The 16,751-nt window shown below is 65.0% G+C and carries 24 protein-coding genes; 22 read left to right on the top strand and 2 right to left on the bottom strand.

The window, feature by feature from the left end; all coding sequences use genetic code 11:
* Nucleotides 1-42 precede the first annotated feature (42 nt).
* From rpsQ to J0I42_RS19085, 19 genes are all read left to right on the top strand, one after another.
* Nucleotides 43-285, top strand: coding sequence for a 30S ribosomal protein S17 (rpsQ, locus tag J0I42_RS19175; protein WP_055730186.1), 243 nt, complete (start codon nucleotides 43-45; stop codon nucleotides 283-285).
* Nucleotides 286-493: 208 nt separating this feature from the next.
* Nucleotides 494-862 carry a 50S ribosomal protein L14 gene (rplN, locus tag J0I42_RS19170; RefSeq protein WP_291657142.1) on the top strand — a complete coding sequence of 123 codons (369 nt, stop codon included), beginning with the start codon at nucleotides 494-496 and terminating at the stop codon, nucleotides 860-862.
* Nucleotides 862-1,179: a 50S ribosomal protein L24 gene (rplX, locus tag J0I42_RS19165; RefSeq protein ID WP_291657140.1), complete on the top strand. Its 318-nt coding sequence runs from the start codon at nucleotides 862-864 to the stop codon at nucleotides 1,177-1,179. The genes rplN and rplX overlap by 1 nt, the downstream gene beginning before the upstream one ends.
* Nucleotides 1,172-1,738 (top strand): 50S ribosomal protein L5, encoded by a 567-nt coding sequence (rplE, locus tag J0I42_RS19160; protein ID WP_291657139.1) that lies wholly within the window; start codon nucleotides 1,172-1,174, stop codon nucleotides 1,736-1,738. The genes rplX and rplE overlap by 8 nt, the downstream gene beginning before the upstream one ends.
* Nucleotides 1,739-1,774: 36 nt before the next feature.
* Complete coding sequence (gene rpsN, locus J0I42_RS19155) at nucleotides 1,775-2,080, top strand: 30S ribosomal protein S14 (protein WP_199085556.1); 306 nt, start codon at nucleotides 1,775-1,777, stop codon at nucleotides 2,078-2,080.
* Nucleotides 2,081-2,094: 14 nt separating this feature from the next.
* A complete protein-coding gene (gene rpsH / locus J0I42_RS19150) occupies nucleotides 2,095-2,493 on the top strand; it encodes a 30S ribosomal protein S8 (protein ID WP_047582049.1) in 399 nt (132 codons plus the stop codon).
* A gap of 38 nt (nucleotides 2,494-2,531) precedes the next feature.
* Complete coding sequence (rplF, locus tag J0I42_RS19145; protein ID WP_291657136.1) at nucleotides 2,532-3,065, top strand: 50S ribosomal protein L6; 534 nt, start codon at nucleotides 2,532-2,534, stop codon at nucleotides 3,063-3,065.
* A gap of 11 nt (nucleotides 3,066-3,076) precedes the next feature.
* Nucleotides 3,077-3,439, top strand: a complete 363-nt coding sequence (rplR, locus tag J0I42_RS19140) for a 50S ribosomal protein L18 (RefSeq protein WP_291657134.1) — start codon at nucleotides 3,077-3,079, stop codon at nucleotides 3,437-3,439.
* Nucleotides 3,440-3,679: 240 nt separating this feature from the next.
* A complete protein-coding gene (gene rpsE, locus J0I42_RS19135; RefSeq protein WP_291657133.1) occupies nucleotides 3,680-4,243 on the top strand; it encodes a 30S ribosomal protein S5 in 564 nt (187 codons plus the stop codon).
* Nucleotides 4,244-4,253: 10 nt separating this feature from the next.
* Entirely contained in the window at nucleotides 4,254-4,448 is a 195-nt protein-coding gene (gene rpmD / locus J0I42_RS19130) for a 50S ribosomal protein L30 (RefSeq protein ID WP_047582056.1), read from the top strand.
* A gap of 12 nt (nucleotides 4,449-4,460) precedes the next feature.
* On the top strand, nucleotides 4,461-4,937 hold the full coding sequence (gene rplO, locus J0I42_RS19125; RefSeq protein ID WP_291657129.1) for a 50S ribosomal protein L15: 477 nt from the start codon (nucleotides 4,461-4,463) through the stop codon (nucleotides 4,935-4,937).
* Nucleotides 4,938-5,159: 222 nt separating this feature from the next.
* On the top strand, nucleotides 5,160-6,497 hold the full coding sequence (gene secY, locus J0I42_RS19120) for a preprotein translocase subunit SecY (RefSeq protein WP_291657127.1): 1,338 nt from the start codon (nucleotides 5,160-5,162) through the stop codon (nucleotides 6,495-6,497).
* Nucleotide 6,498: 1 nt separating this feature from the next.
* On the top strand, nucleotides 6,499-7,092 hold the full coding sequence (locus J0I42_RS19115; RefSeq protein WP_291657125.1) for an adenylate kinase: 594 nt from the start codon (nucleotides 6,499-6,501) through the stop codon (nucleotides 7,090-7,092).
* 238 nt (nucleotides 7,093-7,330) lie between these two features.
* Nucleotides 7,331-8,530 carry an ABC transporter substrate-binding protein gene (locus tag J0I42_RS19110; RefSeq protein WP_291657123.1) on the top strand — a complete coding sequence of 400 codons (1,200 nt, stop codon included), beginning with the start codon at nucleotides 7,331-7,333 and terminating at the stop codon, nucleotides 8,528-8,530.
* Nucleotides 8,531-8,879: 349 nt separating this feature from the next.
* Nucleotides 8,880-9,248 carry a 30S ribosomal protein S13 gene (rpsM, locus tag J0I42_RS19105; RefSeq protein WP_291657121.1) on the top strand — a complete coding sequence of 123 codons (369 nt, stop codon included), beginning with the start codon at nucleotides 8,880-8,882 and terminating at the stop codon, nucleotides 9,246-9,248.
* A 114-nt stretch (nucleotides 9,249-9,362) separates the two neighbouring features.
* Nucleotides 9,363-9,752: a 30S ribosomal protein S11 gene (gene rpsK / locus J0I42_RS19100; RefSeq protein ID WP_043237079.1), complete on the top strand. Its 390-nt coding sequence runs from the start codon at nucleotides 9,363-9,365 to the stop codon at nucleotides 9,750-9,752.
* A 94-nt stretch (nucleotides 9,753-9,846) separates the two neighbouring features.
* Entirely contained in the window at nucleotides 9,847-10,863 is a 1,017-nt protein-coding gene (locus J0I42_RS19095; RefSeq protein WP_291657120.1) for a DNA-directed RNA polymerase subunit alpha, read from the top strand.
* 114 nt (nucleotides 10,864-10,977) lie between these two features.
* Nucleotides 10,978-11,394: a 50S ribosomal protein L17 gene (gene rplQ, locus J0I42_RS19090; protein WP_112581138.1), complete on the top strand. Its 417-nt coding sequence runs from the start codon at nucleotides 10,978-10,980 to the stop codon at nucleotides 11,392-11,394.
* Nucleotides 11,395-11,564: 170 nt separating this feature from the next.
* Nucleotides 11,565-12,830, top strand: a complete 1,266-nt coding sequence (locus J0I42_RS19085; RefSeq protein ID WP_291657118.1) for a Glu/Leu/Phe/Val family dehydrogenase — start codon at nucleotides 11,565-11,567, stop codon at nucleotides 12,828-12,830.
* A gap of 58 nt (nucleotides 12,831-12,888) precedes the next feature.
* Here J0I42_RS19085 and J0I42_RS19080 read toward each other — a convergent pair whose 3' ends face one another.
* Complete coding sequence (locus J0I42_RS19080) at nucleotides 12,889-13,308, bottom strand: BLUF domain-containing protein (protein ID WP_291657116.1); 420 nt, start codon at nucleotides 13,306-13,308, stop codon at nucleotides 12,889-12,891.
* A 146-nt stretch (nucleotides 13,309-13,454) separates the two neighbouring features.
* Here J0I42_RS19080 and J0I42_RS19075 point away from each other — a divergent pair, with 146 nt between their 5' ends.
* From J0I42_RS19075 to J0I42_RS19065, 3 genes are read left to right on the top strand one after another with little or no spacing between them, the layout of a single operon-like run.
* On the top strand, nucleotides 13,455-14,891 hold the full coding sequence (locus tag J0I42_RS19075) for a Do family serine endopeptidase (RefSeq protein ID WP_291657115.1): 1,437 nt from the start codon (nucleotides 13,455-13,457) through the stop codon (nucleotides 14,889-14,891).
* Entirely contained in the window at nucleotides 14,888-16,195 is a 1,308-nt protein-coding gene (locus tag J0I42_RS19070; protein ID WP_291657113.1) for a replication-associated recombination protein A, read from the top strand. Before J0I42_RS19075 ends, J0I42_RS19070 begins: the two co-directional genes overlap by 4 nt.
* Nucleotides 16,196-16,197: 2 nt before the next feature.
* Entirely contained in the window at nucleotides 16,198-16,377 is a 180-nt protein-coding gene (locus J0I42_RS19065; protein ID WP_291657111.1) for a hypothetical protein, read from the top strand.
* A 7-nt stretch (nucleotides 16,378-16,384) separates the two neighbouring features.
* Here the strand turns inward: J0I42_RS19065 and J0I42_RS19060 are convergent, their stop codons facing one another.
* Nucleotides 16,385-16,729 (bottom strand): hypothetical protein, encoded by a 345-nt coding sequence (locus tag J0I42_RS19060; protein ID WP_291657108.1) that lies wholly within the window; start codon nucleotides 16,727-16,729, stop codon nucleotides 16,385-16,387.
* Nucleotides 16,730-16,751 lie beyond the last annotated feature (22 nt).

Below are 16,751 nucleotides of genomic sequence, written 5' to 3'. Positions count from 1 at the left end.
AGCGGTCGAAGACCGTCGCGGCGAGCGCGTGAGGAGAGAATAATGCCTAAGCGCGTACTGCAGGGCGTCGTCGTCAGCGACAAGCAGAACAAAACTGTTGTGGTCAAGGTCGAGCGGCGTTATACGCACCCGCTCCTCAAGAAGACGGTGCGCCGTACGAAGAACTATCACGCCCATGACGAGGCGGGTGCGTTCAAGGTCGGCGATACGGTGTGGATCGAGGAGTCCAAGCCGATTTCCAAGCTGAAAAGCTGGGTTGTGCTCGACGACGCCCCCAAGGCGTGAGTCGAGACGGCTTCGCCCGGCCCCGAATCAGGGGCGGGGCGAGGCAGGAAAGAAGCCGGACATGTTTCTCCGCAAAGGTGGAAACCACTTTTGCGGATCGTGTTTTGTTTGAGGCCAGGGGGCGTCGACCCCCGTCAGTCGTAGTCCCGGGCGGCGCTGATGCAGTCCGGGAAACCGCGCTGATACACAGATTGGAAGGATCAAGGCCATGATCCAGGTGCAGACGAATCTCGACGTCGCCGACAATTCCGGCGCACGTCGCGTGATGTGCATCAAGGTTCTCGGCGGGTCGAAGCGCAAGTACGCCGGTATCGGCGACATCATCGTCGTTTCGATCAAGGAAGCCATTCCGCGCGGTCGCGTGAAGAAGGGCGACGTCATGAAGGCGGTCGTCGTTCGCACCGCCAAGGACGTCAAGCGCCAGGACGGTTCGGTGATCCGCTTCGACCGCAATGCGGCGGTGCTGATCAACAACCAGAAGGAGCCGGTCGGCACGCGTATCTTCGGACCGGTTCCGCGCGAGCTGCGCGCCAAGAACCACATGAAGATCATCTCGCTGGCGCCGGAGGTGCTGTGATGGCTGCGAAGATCAAGAAGGGCGACAAGGTCGTCGTGCTCGCCGGCCGCGACAAGGGCAAGTCGGGCGAAGTGCTCCAGGTTCTGCCGAAGGACGGCCGTGCGGTCGTTCGCGGCGTCAACCTTGTGAAGCGCCACACCAAGCAGTCCGCGCAGTCGGAAGGCGGCATCATCAGCAAGGAAGCGACGATCGACCTGTCGAACATCGCCGTGGCCGACCCCAAGGATGGCAAGGCCACCCGCGTCGGCTTCAAGGTGCTCGATGACGGCCGCAAGGTTCGTTTCGCCAAGCGTTCGGGGGATCTGATCGATGGCTGAGGCTCAGCAGGCGGCTCTCTCGCCGCGCATGAAGAAGCATTACGAGGACGTCGTTCGTCCCGCGATGATCCAGGAATTCGGCTACAAGAACGTCATGGAAGTTCCGACGATCGAGAAGATCGTCATCAACATGGGCGTTGGCGAAGGCACTGCCGACCGCAAGAAGGTCGACAACGCCGCGGGCGATCTCGCCCTCATCGCCGGTCAGAAGCCGGTCATCACCAAGTCCCGCCTCGCGATCGCCGGCTTCAAGCTGCGCGAGAACATGCCGGTGGGCTGCAAGGTCACGCTGCGCAAGACCAAGATGTTCGAGTTCGTCGACCGGCTCGTCACCATCGCCTTGCCGCGCGTGCGCGACTTCCGGGGCCTCAACCCCAAGTCGTTCGACGGGCGCGGTAATTTCGCGCTCGGGATCAAGGAGCACATCGTGTTCCCCGAGATCAACTACGACAAGGTCGACCAGGTCCTGGGCATGGACGTGATCGTCTGCACGACTGCGAAGTCGGACGACGAGGCACGCGCTCTGCTCAAGCACTTCAACTTCCCGTTCCGGCAGTGAACCTAAGCGTTCATACGCGGAAACCAGGAGAGATCGATGGCTAAGAAAAGCTCCGTCGAGAACAACGAGCGCCGCAGGAAGCTGGTGAAGAAATTCGCCGGCCGCCGGGCTCGCCTTCTCGCGATTGCCAATGACGACAACCAGCCCATGGACGAGCGTTTCCTCGCCCGCCTGAAGCTGGCCGAACTGCCGCGCAACTCGGCAAAGATCCGCATTCGCAACCGCTGCGAAGTGACGGGTCGTCCGCGTGCGTTCTATCGCAAGCTCAAGATGTCGCGTGTCGCGCTGCGTGAGCTCGGTAACAAGGGGCTGGTTCCCGGCCTCGTGAAGTCGAGCTGGTAAGGAGGACTGGAACAATGGCAATCATTGATCCGCTCGGCGATATGCTGACCCGCATCCGCAATGCGCAGATGCGTCGCAAGTCCCGCGTTTCCACCCCTGGCTCGAAGCTGCGCGCCCGAGTGCTCGACGTGCTGCAGTCCGAGGGCTACATCCGCGGCTACAGCCAGACCGAGTTCGGCAACGGCCGGACGGAGTTCGACATCGAGCTGAAGTATCACGAGGGCCAGCCGGTCATCCGGTCGATCTCGCGTGTTTCGAAGCCCGGCCGCCGCGTCTACTCGTCGGTCGAGACCATGCCGCGCGTGGCCGATGGCCTTGGCGTGACGATCGTCTCGACCCCGCGTGGCGTCATGGCCGATCATGTGGCCCGCGAGCAGAACGTGGGCGGCGAAGTGCTCTGCAAGGTCTTCTGACCTTACAGGCGCCCCGCTCATTTTCAGGAGAAATCCAAATGTCTCGTATCGGTAAGAAGCCGGTTTCGGTTCCCGCGGGCGTCACTGCCTCGGTCACCGGCCAGCTCGTCAAGATCAAGGGCTCGAAGGGCGAGCTCTCCTTCGAGGTGCCCGAGGACGTCTCGGTCGCCATGGAGGACGGTGCGATCGCGGTTCAGCCGCGTTCGCAGTCGAAGCGTGCCCGTGCTCTCTGGGGCACCTCGCGCGCCCGCATCAACAACCTCGTGATCGGCACCACTGCCGGCTTCGAAAAGCGCCTCGAAATCAACGGCGTCGGCTACAAGGCCGCTGTCGCTGGCAAGGTGCTGAAGCTGTCGCTCGGCTACAGCCACGACATCGACTACGAAATCCCGGCCGGCGTCGCGATCACCACGCCGAAGCCGACGGAAATCGTCGTCGCGGGCATCGACAAGCAGATCGTCGGCCAGACCGCCGCGGAAATCCGCGACTATCGTGGCCCCGAGCCCTACAAGGGCAAGGGCGTCAAGTACGCCGGCGAGTTCATCTTCCGCAAGGAAGGCAAGAAGAAGTAAGGACGCCAGCCATGAGCAAGCAGAACGATGTGACTGCGCGCCGCAAGGCCCGCGTCCGCCGCGCGATCAAGGCGGTTGCCAATGGTCGCCCGCGCCTGTCCGTGCATCGCACCGGCAAGCAGATCTACGTCCAGGTCATCGACGACGTGAAGGGGGTTACCCTTGCTTCCGCTTCGTCGCGCGACAAGGATGTGCGCGACCAGATCAAGTCCGGCGCCAATGTCGAGGCGGCCGGCCAGATCGGGAAGATCATCGCCGAGCGCGCGGTCAAGGCCGGCGTGACGGAAGTGGTCTTCGACCGCGGCCCGTACATGTACCATGGCCGCGTCAAGGCGCTGGCCGATGCAGCCCGCGAGGGCGGCCTCAGCTTCTGAGGTTTTCCGGTTTCGCCCGGCCGGCGTCTGCACGCCAGCCGGGCGCTGCCTTGTTTTTCAATGATCGTGCGCCGAACGGGCGCGAACACGATGATCGTGCATTGAAGCATCGGGTTTTCGAAAGATGGTCGCCATTTTTCGGGCCCGATGCACGGCTTCCCCGGGCAATGAGGCACGGGGTTAGGCTCGAGCGAGCGGCGGGGACTCGATCCTCGACCGCGCAAGTAAGAGGACAGACACATGGCTAGAGAGCCGCGTGAGCGTCGGGATAGCGAAGAGCGCGATTCCGAATTCGTGGACAAGCTCGTTCACATCAACCGCGTCGCCAAGGTGGTGAAGGGCGGACGTCGCTTCGGCTTCGCCGCGCTCGTCGTTGTCGGCGACCAGAAGGGCCGCGTCGGCTTCGGCCACGGCAAGGCCCGTGAAGTTCCCGAGGCGATCCGCAAGGCGACGGAAGCCGCCAAGCGCGGCCTCGTCCGCATTCCGCTGCGCGAGGGCCGTACCCTCCATCACGACGTTCACGGCCGCCACGGCGCCGGCAAGGTCGTGCTGCGCGCCGCTCCGGCTGGTACCGGCATCATCGCCGGCGGCCCGATGCGCGCCGTCTTCGAGGCGGTCGGCATGCAGGACGTGGTGTCGAAGTCGCTCGGCTCCTCCAACCCCTACAACCTCGTGCGTGCCACTTTCGACGCGCTGAAGAACGAGGACAGCCCGCGCTCGGTCGCGGCCCGTCGCTCGCTCAAGGTTTCGGCTCTGCAGACCCGTCGCCGCGATGCCGGCACGGATGCGGCCCCGGAAGCGTGAGGAGTGAACCATGGCAAAGGCTGAGAAGACCTTCACCATCGAGCAGATTGGTTCGCCGATCCGCCGCGAGGCCGCCCAGCGCCAGACCCTGATCGGTCTCGGCCTGAACAAGATCCGCCGCCGCTCGACCCTCCAGGACACCCCCGCGGTGCGTGGCATGGTCGAGAAGGTCAAGCACCTCGTGCGCGTCGTCGACGCGAAGTGAGGAGGGCGACACATGAAACTCAATGAGATCCGTGACAACGAAGGCGCTCTGAAGCAGCGCATCCGCGTCGGCCGTGGCATTGGCTCCGGCAAGGGCAAGACCGGTGGTCGTGGCGTGAAGGGTCAGACCTCGCGCGCCGGCGTCGCCATCAAGGGCTTCGAAGGCGGCCAGATGCCGCTGTATCGTCGCCTCCCGAAGCGTGGCTTCAACAACCTCTTCGCCAAGGACCTGAACGAGGTGAATCTCGGCCGGATCCAGCAGGCGGTGGAAGCCGGCAAGCTCGACGCCAAGGGCGCCGTGACCATCGAGGCGCTCGTCGCCGCCGGTGTGATCACCCGTCAGGCCAAGGACGGCGTCAAGATTCTCGGCGTCGGCGAGCTCAAGACCAAGCTTGCCTTTGAAGTCGCGGGCGCGTCCAAGTCGGCCGTCGCTGCGATCGAGAAGGCCGGTGGCTCGGTCAAGATTCTGGCTGCCGCTTCACAGGCGTGATGTTTGATGGGAGGTGGATCCAGCTTCCAGACAGCAGCGCCTAGCGCAGCCATCTGGAACCATCCGGCTCCAGCGCCTACATGACCTTTGCGAACGGCGGCCGGGCCCAGCGCCTAGGCCGCCGTTCGACTGTTTGACGCAGGGCGCGAATCCGCAGACAGCACCACGTGTGCGTTGGGGAACGTGCTTCAACGACCAGTTTGAGACCCAGGGACCGGACGCATGGCATCGGCGGCTGAACAGCTTGCGGCGAACCTCAATTTCGGGGCCTTCGCCAAAGCGGATGAACTCAAGAAGCGAATCTGGTTCACGCTGGGCGCGCTGGTCATCTACCGGCTCGGCACCTACATCCCGCTCCCGGGCATGAATCCCGATGCGGTGGCCGACCTGTTCCGCCAGACCCAGTCCGGCATGCTCGGCATGTTCAACATGTTCTCGGGCGGCGCGGTCGGGCGCCTCGCGATCTTCGCGCTCGCGATCATGCCCTACATCTCGGCCTCGATCATCGTGCAGTTGCTGTCGAGCGTCGTGCCGACCTTCGAGGCGCTGAAGAAGGAAGGCGAGCAGGGCCGCAAGACCCTGAACCAGTATACCCGCTACCTGACCCTTCTGCTGGCCGTGTTCCAGGCTTATGCGATCGGCGTCGGCCTGCAGGGCTCAGGCAACCTCGTGCTGGAGCCGGGGCCGTTCTTCCTGCTCTCGACGACGATCACGCTGACCGGCGGCACGATGTTCCTGCTCTGGCTGGGTGAGCAGATCACCAGCCGCGGCATCGGCAACGGCACCTCGATGATCATCTTCGCGGGCATCATTGCAGAGTTTCCCTCGCAGCTCGCCCAGACCTTCGAACTCGGCCGTCAGGGCGCGATCTCGACCGGCCTGCTGCTCGGCGTGCTCGTGATGGCGGTCTGCGTCATCGCCTTCTGCGTGTTCATGGAGCGCGCGCAGCGCCGCCTGCTGATCAACTATCCGAAGCGCCAGGTCGGCAACCGGATGTACGAGGGCCAGACCTCGTTCCTGCCGCTGAAGCTCAACACCTCCGGCGTCATTCCGCCGATCTTCGCCTCGTCGCTGCTGCTGTTGCCGACGACCGTCGCCAGCTTCCAGCAGGCTTCGGGGGGCACCGGATTCCTGTCGATGATGGCGACCTACCTCGCGCATGGCCGGCCGCTGTTCATGGTCCTCTACGCGGCGCTGATCATCTTCTTCTGCTTCTTCTACACCGCGATCGTGTTCAATCCGGTCGAGACGGCGGACAATCTCAAGAAGCATGGCGGTTTCATGCCGGGCATCCGCCCGGGCGAGCGGACTGCCGAGCATATCGACCGCATCCTGACGCGCATCACCGTTCTCGGCGCCGGATATTTGACGATCGTCTGCCTTATCCCCGAGTTCATGATCACCTATGCTCAGATCCCGATCATCCTGCTGGGCGGCACCTCGCTGCTCATCGTGGTGACGACGACGATGGACACCGTGGCGCAAGTTCACGGGCACCTGCTCGCCCATCAGTACGAAGGGCTGGTCAAGAAGGCCAAGTTGCGAGGAGCGCGGAGATAAGATGCGGTTGATTTTCCTGGGGCCGCCGGGGGCGGGCAAGGGCACTCAGGCGGCGCGCATCGTCGCGAAGCACGGTATTCCGCAACTCTCGACCGGCGATATGCTCCGCGCGGCCGTCGCCGCCGGCACGCCGGTCGGCCAGAAGGCCAAGGCCGTGATGGATGCAGGCGGTCTGGTCTCGGACGAGATCGTCATCGGCATCGTCGCGGATCGCATCGAAGAGGCGGATGCCAAGAAGGGCTTCATCCTCGACGGCTTTCCGCGGACGCTGGCGCAGGCCGAGGCGCTCGACCGGATGTTGGAAAGCAAGGGCCTGAAGCTCGATGCGGTCCTCGAACTCAGGGTGGACCAGACCAAGCTCGTCGACCGTATCGTCCGCCGCGCCGAGGAGGCGAGGGCAGCCGGGCAGCCGGTCCGCAAGGACGACGACCCGGAGGTCTTCAAGACCCGGCTCGAAGCCTATAACCGCGATACCGCGGTGGTCGGTCCTTATTACGAGAAGCGTGGCCAGTTGACGGCAATCGACGGCATGAAGCCGATCGACGATGTCTCGCAGGCGATCACCGAAGCGCTCTCGGTGGCTGCGCAGGGCTGAACGGCTCCGTAGCCTGACGATATCGAACCCGGGCGGACTCCACGGTCCATCCGGGTTTTCGTTTTTGCGGTGCGCTTTTGCGCGGCTGCCTTTGCCTTTTCTCGGCGCGCCCGTGCGTTGACAGGCTCACGCTCGACAGATGTGCTGAGGTCCAATCCGCGCAAAGCGGTGGCAAGCATCCGTCGACCGGGTGGCGACATGCCTTTCCGGGTCCGGACGCAGGACAGGGAGCAGGCGCATGACGAGGTTAGGAGCATTGCTGGTCGCGAGCACGCTGGCGCTGATGCCGGCAGCCGCGCGGGCACAGGATGCCGTGAAAATCGGTGTCCTCAACGACCAGTCCGGCAACTATGCGGAGTTCGGGGGGCTGGGTTCGGTCGAGGCGGCGAAGCTGGCGATCGAGGATTTCGGTGGTTCGGTGCTCGGCAAGCCGATCGAGATCGTTGCGGCCGACCATCAGAACAAGCCGGATATCGCCGTCGGACTGGCCCGGCGCTGGTACGATGTGGATGGAGTCACCGCGATCGCGGACCTGACGAACTCCGCCGTTGCGCTGGGGGTGGCCGGCATCGCCAGGGAAAAGCAGAAGATCGCGCTCTATAACGGGCCGGCGACGACGCGGCTGTTCAACGAGGATTGCTCGCCGACCGGCTTCATGTGGACCTTCGACACGGCAACCTCGGCCAAGGGCACGGCGCTATCGGTCCTGCGCGAGGGCGGCGACAGCTGGTACATCATTGCCGCCGACTACGCCTTCGGGCATCAGCTCACCGCCGATATCGAGGCGATCGTCGCTGCCAATGGCGGCAAGACACTGGGCACGGTGCGCGCGCCGCTGGGAACGCCGGACTTCTCCTCCTTCCTGCTGCAGGCGCAGGCCTCGAAAGCAAAGATCGTCGCCTTCGCCAATGCCGGCACGGACACGATCAACTCGATCAAGCAGGCCGGCGAGTTCGGGCTGGTGGATGGCGGCCAGAAGCTCGTGGCGATGGTCGTGGTGCTGAGCGACGTCCATGGCCTCGGCCTCGACAAGGCCAAGGGTCTGATCACCACCACCGCCTACTATCATGACGCCGACAAGCCGAGCCGGGACTTCGCCGATCGCTACATGGCGCGAACCAAGAAGATGCCGGGCATGATCCAGGCCAGCGTCTATTCCTCCGTGCTGCATTATCTCAAGGCGGTGAAGGCGGCGGGTACCGCTGCGGGGCCGGCCGTCGCGGCGAAGATGAAGGAGCTGCCGGTCGAGGATTTCTACGCGCCGGGCGCGAGAATCCGCGAGGACGGCCGGCTGATGAATGACATGCTGCTGGTCGAGGTGAAGAAGCCTGCGGATTCCAAGGCGCCGTGGGATTATTTCAAGGTGGTCCGCAAGATCCCGGCGGCGGAGATCATCGCGCCGCTCTCGGAGAGCAAGTGCAGCCTGGTGAAGAAGTAGGCCACGCATCGGGCTCCGTCGTTCCGGATGCGGCTTCGCCGCTTGCCGTGAAAGACGGAGCCGCTATATGACGATGGCGGCTACCGCCTTGAGCTCGCAGCGCTTCGGCTGGTTTCGACGTCCTTGGCATGTTTCTTGGTTGCGACGGGTTGACTCGTTGTGCCCAACCCGTTAACGAGCCGCCATCCGGTTTCATGGGAGCGATGCCGTTGCCTTCGCGAGAAGGGACGACGTCGCATTACCGCGTGGAGCCGTTCAACGTCCTGCATGAGCCGGCCTCCACCGGACGCAGGATTTTTCCCCCCGCCGGAGTGCCATCGGGTGCCTCGGCCGACATGGAGATGAGGCTATGGCTCGTATCGCGGGCGTCAATATTCCCACCGGCAAGCGTGTCGTCATCGGCCTGCAGTACATTCACGGCATTGGCGCGGCCAAGGCCCAGGAGATCTGCGAGAAGGTCGGTATCGCCGCCGAGCGCCGCGTCAACCAGTTGACCGACGCCGAAGTCCTGCAGATCCGCGAGGCGATCGACCGCGACTATCTCGTCGAGGGCGATCTTCGCCGTGAAGTCTCGATGAACATCAAGCGCCTGATGGACCTCGGCTGCTATCGCGGCCTGCGTCATCGCCGCTCGCTGCCGGTTCGCGGCCAGCGCACGCACACCAACGCCCGCACCCGCAAGGGCAAGGCGAAGCCGATCGCCGGCAAGAAGAAGTGATTTCGGCGGGCCGCTAGTCGGCCCGCTGTCTATACGCCGGCCGGTCCGCTCGCGGGCCGCCGGCATCCCCAGCGCCTGGCATGACGGGCGCGCCTGAAGGATGGAAGAAGAGATATGGCCAAGGAAGCCCAGCGCGTCCGTCGTCGCGAACGCAAGAACATCGTCTCCGGCGTCGCGCATGTGAACGCCTCGTTCAACAACACCATGATCACCATCACCGACGCGCAGGGCAACACGATCTCGTGGTCGTCAGCCGGCACGATGGGCTTCAAGGGCTCGCGCAAGTCGACCCCTTACGCCGCCCAGGTCGCGGCCGAGGATGCCGCCCGCAAGGCTGCCGAGCACGGCATGCGCACCCTCGAGGTCGAGGTGACTGGTCCGGGTTCGGGCCGCGAGTCGGCTCTTCGCGCTCTCCAGGCCGCGGGTTTCACCGTGACCTCGATCCGCGATGTGACGCCGATCCCGCACAATGGCTGCCGTCCGCGCAAGCGCCGTCGCGTCTGACGTCTGACTTGTAGCCTTGAAGGCGCCCGCAGGGGCGGGCGCCTGTCCGGGGCGGCGGTGGCCGCCAGATGAATTCAGCACCAGGAGTGCGGTCGTGATCAGCAAGAACTGGCAGGATCTTTCCAAGCCGAACAAGCTCGAAGTGAAGGTCGGAGACGACCCGAAGCGTCAGGCCACCGTGATCGCGCGTCCGCTCGAGCGCGGCTTCGGCATGACGCTCGGCAATGCGCTCCGTCGCGTGCTGTTGTCGTCGCTCCAGGGCGCGGCCGTGACCGCCGTCCAGATCGACGGTGTTCTCCACGAGTTCTCCTCGATTCCCGGCGTCCGTGAGGACGTCACCGACATCGTCCTCAACATCAAGGCCATCGCGGTCAAGATGCAGGGCGAGGGTCCGAAGCGCATGACGCTGCGCAAGTCCGGCCCGGGCACCGTCACCGCCGGCGACATCAACACCATCGGCGACGTCGCGATCCTGAACCCCGACCTCGTGCTCTGCACGCTGGACGACGGGGCCGAGATCCGCATGGAGTTCACGGTCAACACCGGCAAGGGCTATGTCCCGGCCGAGCAGAACCGCCCCGAGGATGCGCCGATCGGCCTGATCCCGGTCGACAGCCTGTACTCGCCGGTCAAGAAGGTCTCCTACCGTGTCGAGAACACCCGCGAGGGCCAGAACCTCGACAAGGACTCGCTGACGCTGGCGATCGAGACCAACGGCTCGGTCACTCCCGAGGACGCGCTGGCGCTCGCCGCCCGCATCCTGCAGGACCAGCTCGCGGTGTTCATCACCTTCGAGGAGCCGCGCAAGGAAGAGGCCGTCTCGACCGCGCCGCAGCTGCCCTTCAACCCGGCGCTGCTCAAGAAGGTCGACGAGCTGGAGCTTTCGGTCCGCTCGGCGAACTGCCTCAAGAACGACAACATCGTCTATATCGGCGACCTCATCCAGAAGTCCGAGGGCGAGATGCTGCGCACCCCGAACTTCGGCCGCAAGTCGCTGAACGAGATCAAGGAAGTGCTGGCGACCATGGGCCTGCACCTGGGCATGGACGTCCAGGGCTGGCCGCCGGAGAACATCGAAGAGCTGGCGAAGCGCTTCGAAGAGCACTACTGAGTTCCAACGGCGCGGGAGGCATCCCGCGCCAATCCCGCCCGGTTCATGCGAGCCGGAGCATAATGAACGGCCGTACCGTGGCACGGCGGCCGTAAGCAACGAAGGAGCCAAACAATGCGTCACGGTTTCCGCGGTCGTCGTTTCAACCGCTCGGCCGAGCACCGCCAGGCGATGTTCGCCAACATGGCCCAGGCCCTGATCAAGCACGAGCAGATCACCACCACGCTGCCGAAGGCCAAGGACCTGCGTCCGGTCGTCGAGAAGCTTGTCACGCTCGGCAAGCGCGGCGACCTGCACGCCCGCCGTCAGGCGATCGCGCAGATCAAGGATGTCGAGCTCGTCGGCAAGCTCTTCGCGGTCCTCGGCCCGCGCTACAAGGAGCGCAATGGCGGCTATCTCCGCATCATGAAGGCGGGCTTCCGCTTCGGTGACAACGCCCCGATGGCGATCATCGAATTCGTCGACCGCGACGTCGAGGCCAAGGGCAAGGATTCCGGCCCGGTGTTCACGGCGGAAGACGAAGCCGCCTGATCCAGGCGGACAGAACCTAGGTTTTGGAAGGCGGCCGCAAGGCCGCCTTCTGCTTTTTTGCGATGCCCGCGCGATTTCGCAAGTGCGATACGCTTTTCGTCTGCTTGTGCATTGCGTGCGCGGAATTTAAGCGGAAGCCTGCTCTTTTGTCTTGCAGGATGGATCGCGTCATGTCCGACGACAACCTTCTCGATCACGCGCTCGTGCGCCTCGATGCGGCTGCGCAGCACCTCAACGTCGATTCCGATGTTATCGAGAAGCTGAAATACGCCCGCGAGACCACGAAAGTCCGTCTGATGATCCGAATGGACGACGGTTCGCGGAAATCCTTCCTCGCCTGGCGCTGCCGCTATGACGACACGCGCGGACCCACGAAGGGAGGCATCCGCTTCCACCCATCTTCGACCGCCGACGAAGTCGAGACGCTCGCCTTCTGGATGACCTTCAAATGCGCCGTGATGAACCTGCCCTATGGCGGCGGCAAGGGCGCCGTGCAGGTCGATGCGCGCCAGCTCTCGAAGGCGGAGCTGGAGCGGCTGTCGCGGGCCTATATCCAGGCTTTCGCGCGGACTATCGGCCCCGACCGCGATATTCCGGCGCCCGACGTCTACACCAACTCGATGATCATGGGCTGGATGGCCGACGAATACGCCCAGATCGTCGGACAAGCCGTGCCCGCGGTGATCACCGGCAAGCCGATCGCGCTCGGCGGATCGCTCGGCCGTAACGACGCGACGGCTCGCGGCGGCTATTATCTCGTGCGCCATCTCGGTAGCGACCTCGGTCTCGGCGACAAGATGCGGGTGGCGATCCAGGGATTTGGCAATGCCGGGCAGTTCATTGCCAAATTGCTGGCCGCCGACGGGCACAGCATCGTCGCCGTTTCGGATTCCGCAGGAGCTGTCGCCTGTGCCGAAGGACTCGACATCGCGCGCCTGGCCGCTGCCAAGGACGATGGACGTTCCATCGTGGCCACTGCCGGCGAGGGCGGCCATCGCCTGATCGATGCCGATGATCTCGTCGGCGTCGAATGCGATCTACTGGTGCCGGCGGCATTGGAAAACATGATCCACGAGGGCAATGCCGCGAGCGTCAAGGCGCGGGTCGTGCTTGAGCTGGCAAACGGTCCGATCACGGCTGAGGCCGATGCTTTGCTCGATGCGCGCGGCATCACCGTGCTGCCTGATATTCTCGCCAATGCGGGCGGCGTGACCGTCTCCTATTTCGAGTGGGTACAGAATCGGCAGGGCTTCTACTGGCAGCTTCCGGAGATTCACGAGCGGCTGCGCACGATCATGGAATGCGAGGGGCGTGCGATCTGGTCGGTGGCGCAGGAGAAGGGCATCACGATGCGGACGGCCGCCTATGTCCATGCACTGAGCCGTCTGGCGGAGGCGATCGAGGCGCACGGAACGCAGAACTTCTTCTCGACCTGAAGCCGGCAAGGCGCCTGCTGGAAACGGGCAGGGCGGCTGCCTTGTCCGTTTCGACCGTTCAGGCGTGCCGCTGTGCGATTTCGTGGGCAAGATCGACAAGGATATCGGGCGGCTGGGTGTGCAAGTCCTGCTCCGGCGAGACGCCGTAGAGCCCGAAGATGAAGTTGGTCGTCTCGTCGCGCTCGGCGATGCCCATCGCCCAGCCGGGGAAGGACCGGGCGGCGATCGGTTCTTGGATCAGCAGACGCACTGCCTGATGGCGCGGATCGAACACGATCCGGCCATAGGTTTCCGTGACGCTATCCTGTGGCCCTTCCAGAACCTGCGCGAAGGCCTCCTTCGTTGCGAGCAGGAAGCCGGTGATGCCGCTGCGGTCGTTGAGGCGGCGCGCGTCTGCCAGGATCGTATCCAGCTCGGCGCGGCGATTGGCGTCGACGAGCCGGCTCTCGCTGGCGTACACAAGCCGAATCAGGCTCATCGTGCTCTTCCTATCCGGCCCGGAAAGGCCATATCGAGGTGGGGGATGCCGCTGCGGGAACCGCAACGCTTCGCACGGGTATAGCGGGTGTCGTGCCTGAACGGAAAACTCCGCGCCGGCACTTTTGTTTCTGAACGAGGACGAGCATGATCCACCGCCCCGCATCATATCGGAAGACCCTGGCCATTGCTGCTCTCGCGGGCGCGTTGTCGGTCGGCGTAGCGCCGGGGCCGGCGCTCGCCCAGCCGCGACAGGTGCCCGAGACGCGCGAGCAAGTGACGCTCTCCTTCGCGCCGCTGGTCAGGCAGACGCAGGCCGCGGTCGTGAACGTCTATGGCGCGCGCGTCGAGAAGCGTCCCCAGAATCCCTTCATGGACGACCCGTTCTTCCGCCGCTTCTTCGGCGATGGCGGCTTCGGCGTGCCGCGCGAGCGGGTGCAGCGCTCGCTTGGTTCCGGCGTGATCGTCGATGCCGGCGACGGGCTCGTGGTGACGAATAACCACGTCATCGAGAACATGAGCGAGGTGAAGGTCGCCTTCGCCGACAAGCGTGAGGTCGAGGCCACGATCCTGCTGCGCGATCCGCGCACCGATCTCGCCGTGCTCAAGCTCGCCGAGGCCAGGAACCTGACCGCGATTGCCCTGGCCGATACCGATGAGCTTCAGGTCGGCGACATCGTGCTCGCCATGGGCAATCCCTTCGGCGTCGGCCAGACGGTGACGCAGGGCATCGTCTCGGCGCTGGCGCGCACGCAGATCGGCGTCGGCGACGCGCAGTCCTTCATCCAGACGGATGCGGCGATCAATCCGGGCAATTCGGGCGGTGCGCTGATCGACATGAAGGGCCGCGTCGTCGGCATCAATACCGCGATCTACTCACGCTCCGGCGGCAGCGTCGGTATCGGTTTCGCAATTCCCTCGGCAATGGTGCGCCTCGTCGTCGACAGTGCCAAGGCCGGCGCCAAGACGGTCAAGCGTCCCTGGTTCGGAGCGCGGCTGCAGAGCCTGACGGCAGAGGTCGCGGACGGGCTCGGACTCGACCGGCCGGCCGGCTCGGTGGTCGCCAGCGTCGTCGAGAAGGGGCCGGCCGACCAGGCAGGCCTCAAGCGCTCGGACGTCATCCTCTCCGTCGACGGCGTCAATGTCGATGACCCCGAATCCTTCGGCTACCGCTTTGCGACCCGGCCGATCGGCGGGACGACCATGCTCAGCGTGCTGCGTGGCGGCAAGCGCATCTCGGTCCCTATCAAACTCGTGGCGGCGCCCGAGACGCGGCCGCGTGACCTGGTGAAGATCGCCAGCCGCTCGCCGCTGGCCGGCCTGACGGTCGGCAACATGTCGCCGGCGCTTGCCGAAGAGCTTTCGATCGAGACGGGCAACGAGGGCGTCGTCGTCAGCGAGGTCGAGGAGGGCAGCACGGCGGCCAGCGTCGGCTTCCAGAAGGGCGATCTGATCATGGCGCTCAACGGTGAGCGCATGAACAGCTCGCGCGAGGTGGAGACTGTCCTGAAGGAGCGCAGGCGGGCCTGGGAGGTGACGATCTCGCGCGGCGGCCAGACGATCACCTCGGTCTTCCCGGGGTGAGCGACCTGTTCGCAGCTTCGGGGCTGGATAAGTCCGGTCCGCGACCGCTGGCCGATCGCCTGCGGCCGACGACGCTGGCCGAGGTCGCCGGCCAGGAGCACCTGACCGGGCCGGACGGCGCGCTGACGCGGCTTGTCGCGTCGGGCACGATCGGCAGCCTGATCTTCTGGGGACCGCCGGGCACCGGCAAGACGACCGTGGCCCGGCTGCTTGCCGGGCTGGTCGATCTCGGCTTTGAGCAGATCAGCGCCATCTTCTCCGGCGTCGCCGATCTCAAGAAGGTATTCGAGGCGGCCCGCGGACGCAGGCTCGGCGGCCGCGGCACGCTGCTCTTCGTCGACGAGATCCATCGCTTCAACCGGGCCCAGCTCGATGCCTTTCTGCCCGTCATGGAAGACGGCACGATCACGCTGGTCGGGGCGACGACCGAGAATCCATCCTTTGCACTGAATGCCGCGCTGCTGTCGCGGGCGCGCGTATTGACCTTCAAGTCGCTGGACGAGGGCTCGCTGCTCTTCCTGCTCGGCCGGGCCGAGGTTCTGGAGGGGCGTGAACTGCCATTGACGCCTGAGGCACGCCTCACGCTCGCGCGTTTCGCCGATGGCGACGGGCGGGCGGTGCTGACCCTGGCCGAGGAGATCTGGCGGGCGGCTAAGCCTGGCGAGCTTCTCGACGAGCACGGCTTGTCCGAGGTGATCCAGCGCCGCGCGCCGATCTACGACAAGGCCCAGGACGGCCACTACAACCTGATTTCCGCCCTCCACAAGACGATCCGCGGCTCCGACCCGGATGCGGCGCTCTACTATTTCGCGCGCATGCTCGATGCCGGCGAGGATCCGCGCTTCCTGGCGCGTCGCCTGGTCCGTATGGCGGTCGAGGATATCGGACTCGCCGATCCGCAGGCCCTGCTGCACGCGCGGGCAGCGGCGCAGACCTATGAGCAGCTCGGCACACCCGAGGGCGAACTCGCGCTCGCCAACTGCGTGATCTATCTGGCGACCGCGCCCAAATCGAACGCGGCCTATACCGCCTACAAGGCGGCGGTGCGGGTGGCGAAGGAGCGAGGCTCCCTGACGCCGCCCAAGACCATCCTCAACGCACCGACCAAGCTGATGCGCGAGGAGGGTTACGGCGCCGACTACGCTTATGACCACGACCAGCCCGACGCCTTCTCCGGCCAGAACTACTGGCCGGATGCGCTCGGCCGGCAGCGCTTCTACGACCCGCCCGAGCGGGGCTTCGAGCGCGAGATCCGCAAGCGGCTGGAATATTGGGAGCGGCTCCGGCAGGAGCGGGGAGAGTAGGGATGTTTTTGCTGGCGCGCCTGTTCATGATCGTGCCCTCGGTTATCGCGGGCTGGTTCGTCTCGAAGGACGATGTCTCCTACTGGGTCGTGGCCTTTGCCATCGCACTGGTCTTCATCGTGCTGACCATTGCCTTCGAGCTCTATGTGCATCCGCGCCTGAGGAGACGCGACGACGCGTAAGCCTCGCTCAGCTGCGGCAGTTGAACGGCAGGAAGGTGCTCGCCATGCCGCTGTTCATCGCCATCACCACGAGCCGGTTGGCCAGATCGAGCTCCTCCTTGCTGCGGGCGCAGACCTCGGCGCGGGCCTGGCAGTTCGAAGCGAGGAAGGCGTCGTGGCTGGCGAGAAACTCCGGGCCGAGGCCTCTCTTGCCCAGGCGCGCGATCGACTGGTCATAGGCCTTCTTGTAGCGATTGCATTTCTCCGTCGGCCAGTCGGTGCCGCCGCGCTGCTGGGCGAAGGCGGCCGCAGAGCCGAGGGTCACCATGGCGGCAAGCAGCCCCGCGCCGCCGATCCGAACCTGAAGATGCATCCCTGCCATTCCCCTCGTTCCG

Origin of the sequence: Allobosea sp. (assembly GCF_017308015.1) — a bacterium.
GTDB lineage: Bacteria > Pseudomonadota > Alphaproteobacteria > Rhizobiales > Beijerinckiaceae > Allobosea.
This window is presented reverse-complemented; position numbering and strand designations above follow the sequence as displayed.

What these genes read in the sequence shown, in the direction of transcription:
- rpsK (WP_043237079.1), top strand. Translation starts at nt 9,363, where the DNA reads ATGGCCAAGGAAGCCCAGCGCGTCCGTCGTCGCGAACGCAAGAACATC.
- rplR (WP_291657134.1), top strand. Translation starts at nt 3,077, where the DNA reads ATGAGCAAGCAGAACGATGTGACTGCGCGCCGCAAGGCCCGCGTCCGC.
- J0I42_RS19110 (WP_291657123.1), top strand. Translation starts at nt 7,331, where the DNA reads ATGACGAGGTTAGGAGCATTGCTGGTCGCGAGCACGCTGGCGCTGATG.
- rplF (WP_291657136.1), top strand. Translation starts at nt 2,532, where the DNA reads ATGTCTCGTATCGGTAAGAAGCCGGTTTCGGTTCCCGCGGGCGTCACT.
- rpsQ (WP_055730186.1), top strand. Translation starts at nt 43, where the DNA reads ATGCCTAAGCGCGTACTGCAGGGCGTCGTCGTCAGCGACAAGCAGAAC.
- secY (WP_291657127.1), top strand. Translation starts at nt 5,160, where the DNA reads ATGGCATCGGCGGCTGAACAGCTTGCGGCGAACCTCAATTTCGGGGCC.
- J0I42_RS19075 (WP_291657115.1), top strand. Translation starts at nt 13,455, where the DNA reads ATGATCCACCGCCCCGCATCATATCGGAAGACCCTGGCCATTGCTGCT.
- rpsN (WP_199085556.1), top strand. Translation starts at nt 1,775, where the DNA reads ATGGCTAAGAAAAGCTCCGTCGAGAACAACGAGCGCCGCAGGAAGCTG.
- rplQ (WP_112581138.1), top strand. Translation starts at nt 10,978, where the DNA reads ATGCGTCACGGTTTCCGCGGTCGTCGTTTCAACCGCTCGGCCGAGCAC.
- rplE (WP_291657139.1), top strand. Translation starts at nt 1,172, where the DNA reads ATGGCTGAGGCTCAGCAGGCGGCTCTCTCGCCGCGCATGAAGAAGCAT.
- J0I42_RS19080 (WP_291657116.1), bottom strand. Translation starts at nt 13,308, where the DNA reads ATGAGCCTGATTCGGCTTGTGTACGCCAGCGAGAGCCGGCTCGTCGAC.
- rplX (WP_291657140.1), top strand. Translation starts at nt 862, where the DNA reads ATGGCTGCGAAGATCAAGAAGGGCGACAAGGTCGTCGTGCTCGCCGGC.
- rpsH (WP_047582049.1), top strand. Translation starts at nt 2,095, where the DNA reads ATGGCAATCATTGATCCGCTCGGCGATATGCTGACCCGCATCCGCAAT.
- J0I42_RS19085 (WP_291657118.1), top strand. Translation starts at nt 11,565, where the DNA reads ATGTCCGACGACAACCTTCTCGATCACGCGCTCGTGCGCCTCGATGCG.
- rplN (WP_291657142.1), top strand. Translation starts at nt 494, where the DNA reads ATGATCCAGGTGCAGACGAATCTCGACGTCGCCGACAATTCCGGCGCA.
- rpmD (WP_047582056.1), top strand. Translation starts at nt 4,254, where the DNA reads ATGGCAAAGGCTGAGAAGACCTTCACCATCGAGCAGATTGGTTCGCCG.
- rpsE (WP_291657133.1), top strand. Translation starts at nt 3,680, where the DNA reads ATGGCTAGAGAGCCGCGTGAGCGTCGGGATAGCGAAGAGCGCGATTCC.
- rpsM (WP_291657121.1), top strand. Translation starts at nt 8,880, where the DNA reads ATGGCTCGTATCGCGGGCGTCAATATTCCCACCGGCAAGCGTGTCGTC.
- J0I42_RS19060 (WP_291657108.1), bottom strand. Translation starts at nt 16,729, where the DNA reads ATGCATCTTCAGGTTCGGATCGGCGGCGCGGGGCTGCTTGCCGCCATG.
- J0I42_RS19115 (WP_291657125.1), top strand. Translation starts at nt 6,499, where the DNA reads ATGCGGTTGATTTTCCTGGGGCCGCCGGGGGCGGGCAAGGGCACTCAG.
- J0I42_RS19065 (WP_291657111.1), top strand. Translation starts at nt 16,198, where the DNA reads ATGTTTTTGCTGGCGCGCCTGTTCATGATCGTGCCCTCGGTTATCGCG.
- rplO (WP_291657129.1), top strand. Translation starts at nt 4,461, where the DNA reads ATGAAACTCAATGAGATCCGTGACAACGAAGGCGCTCTGAAGCAGCGC.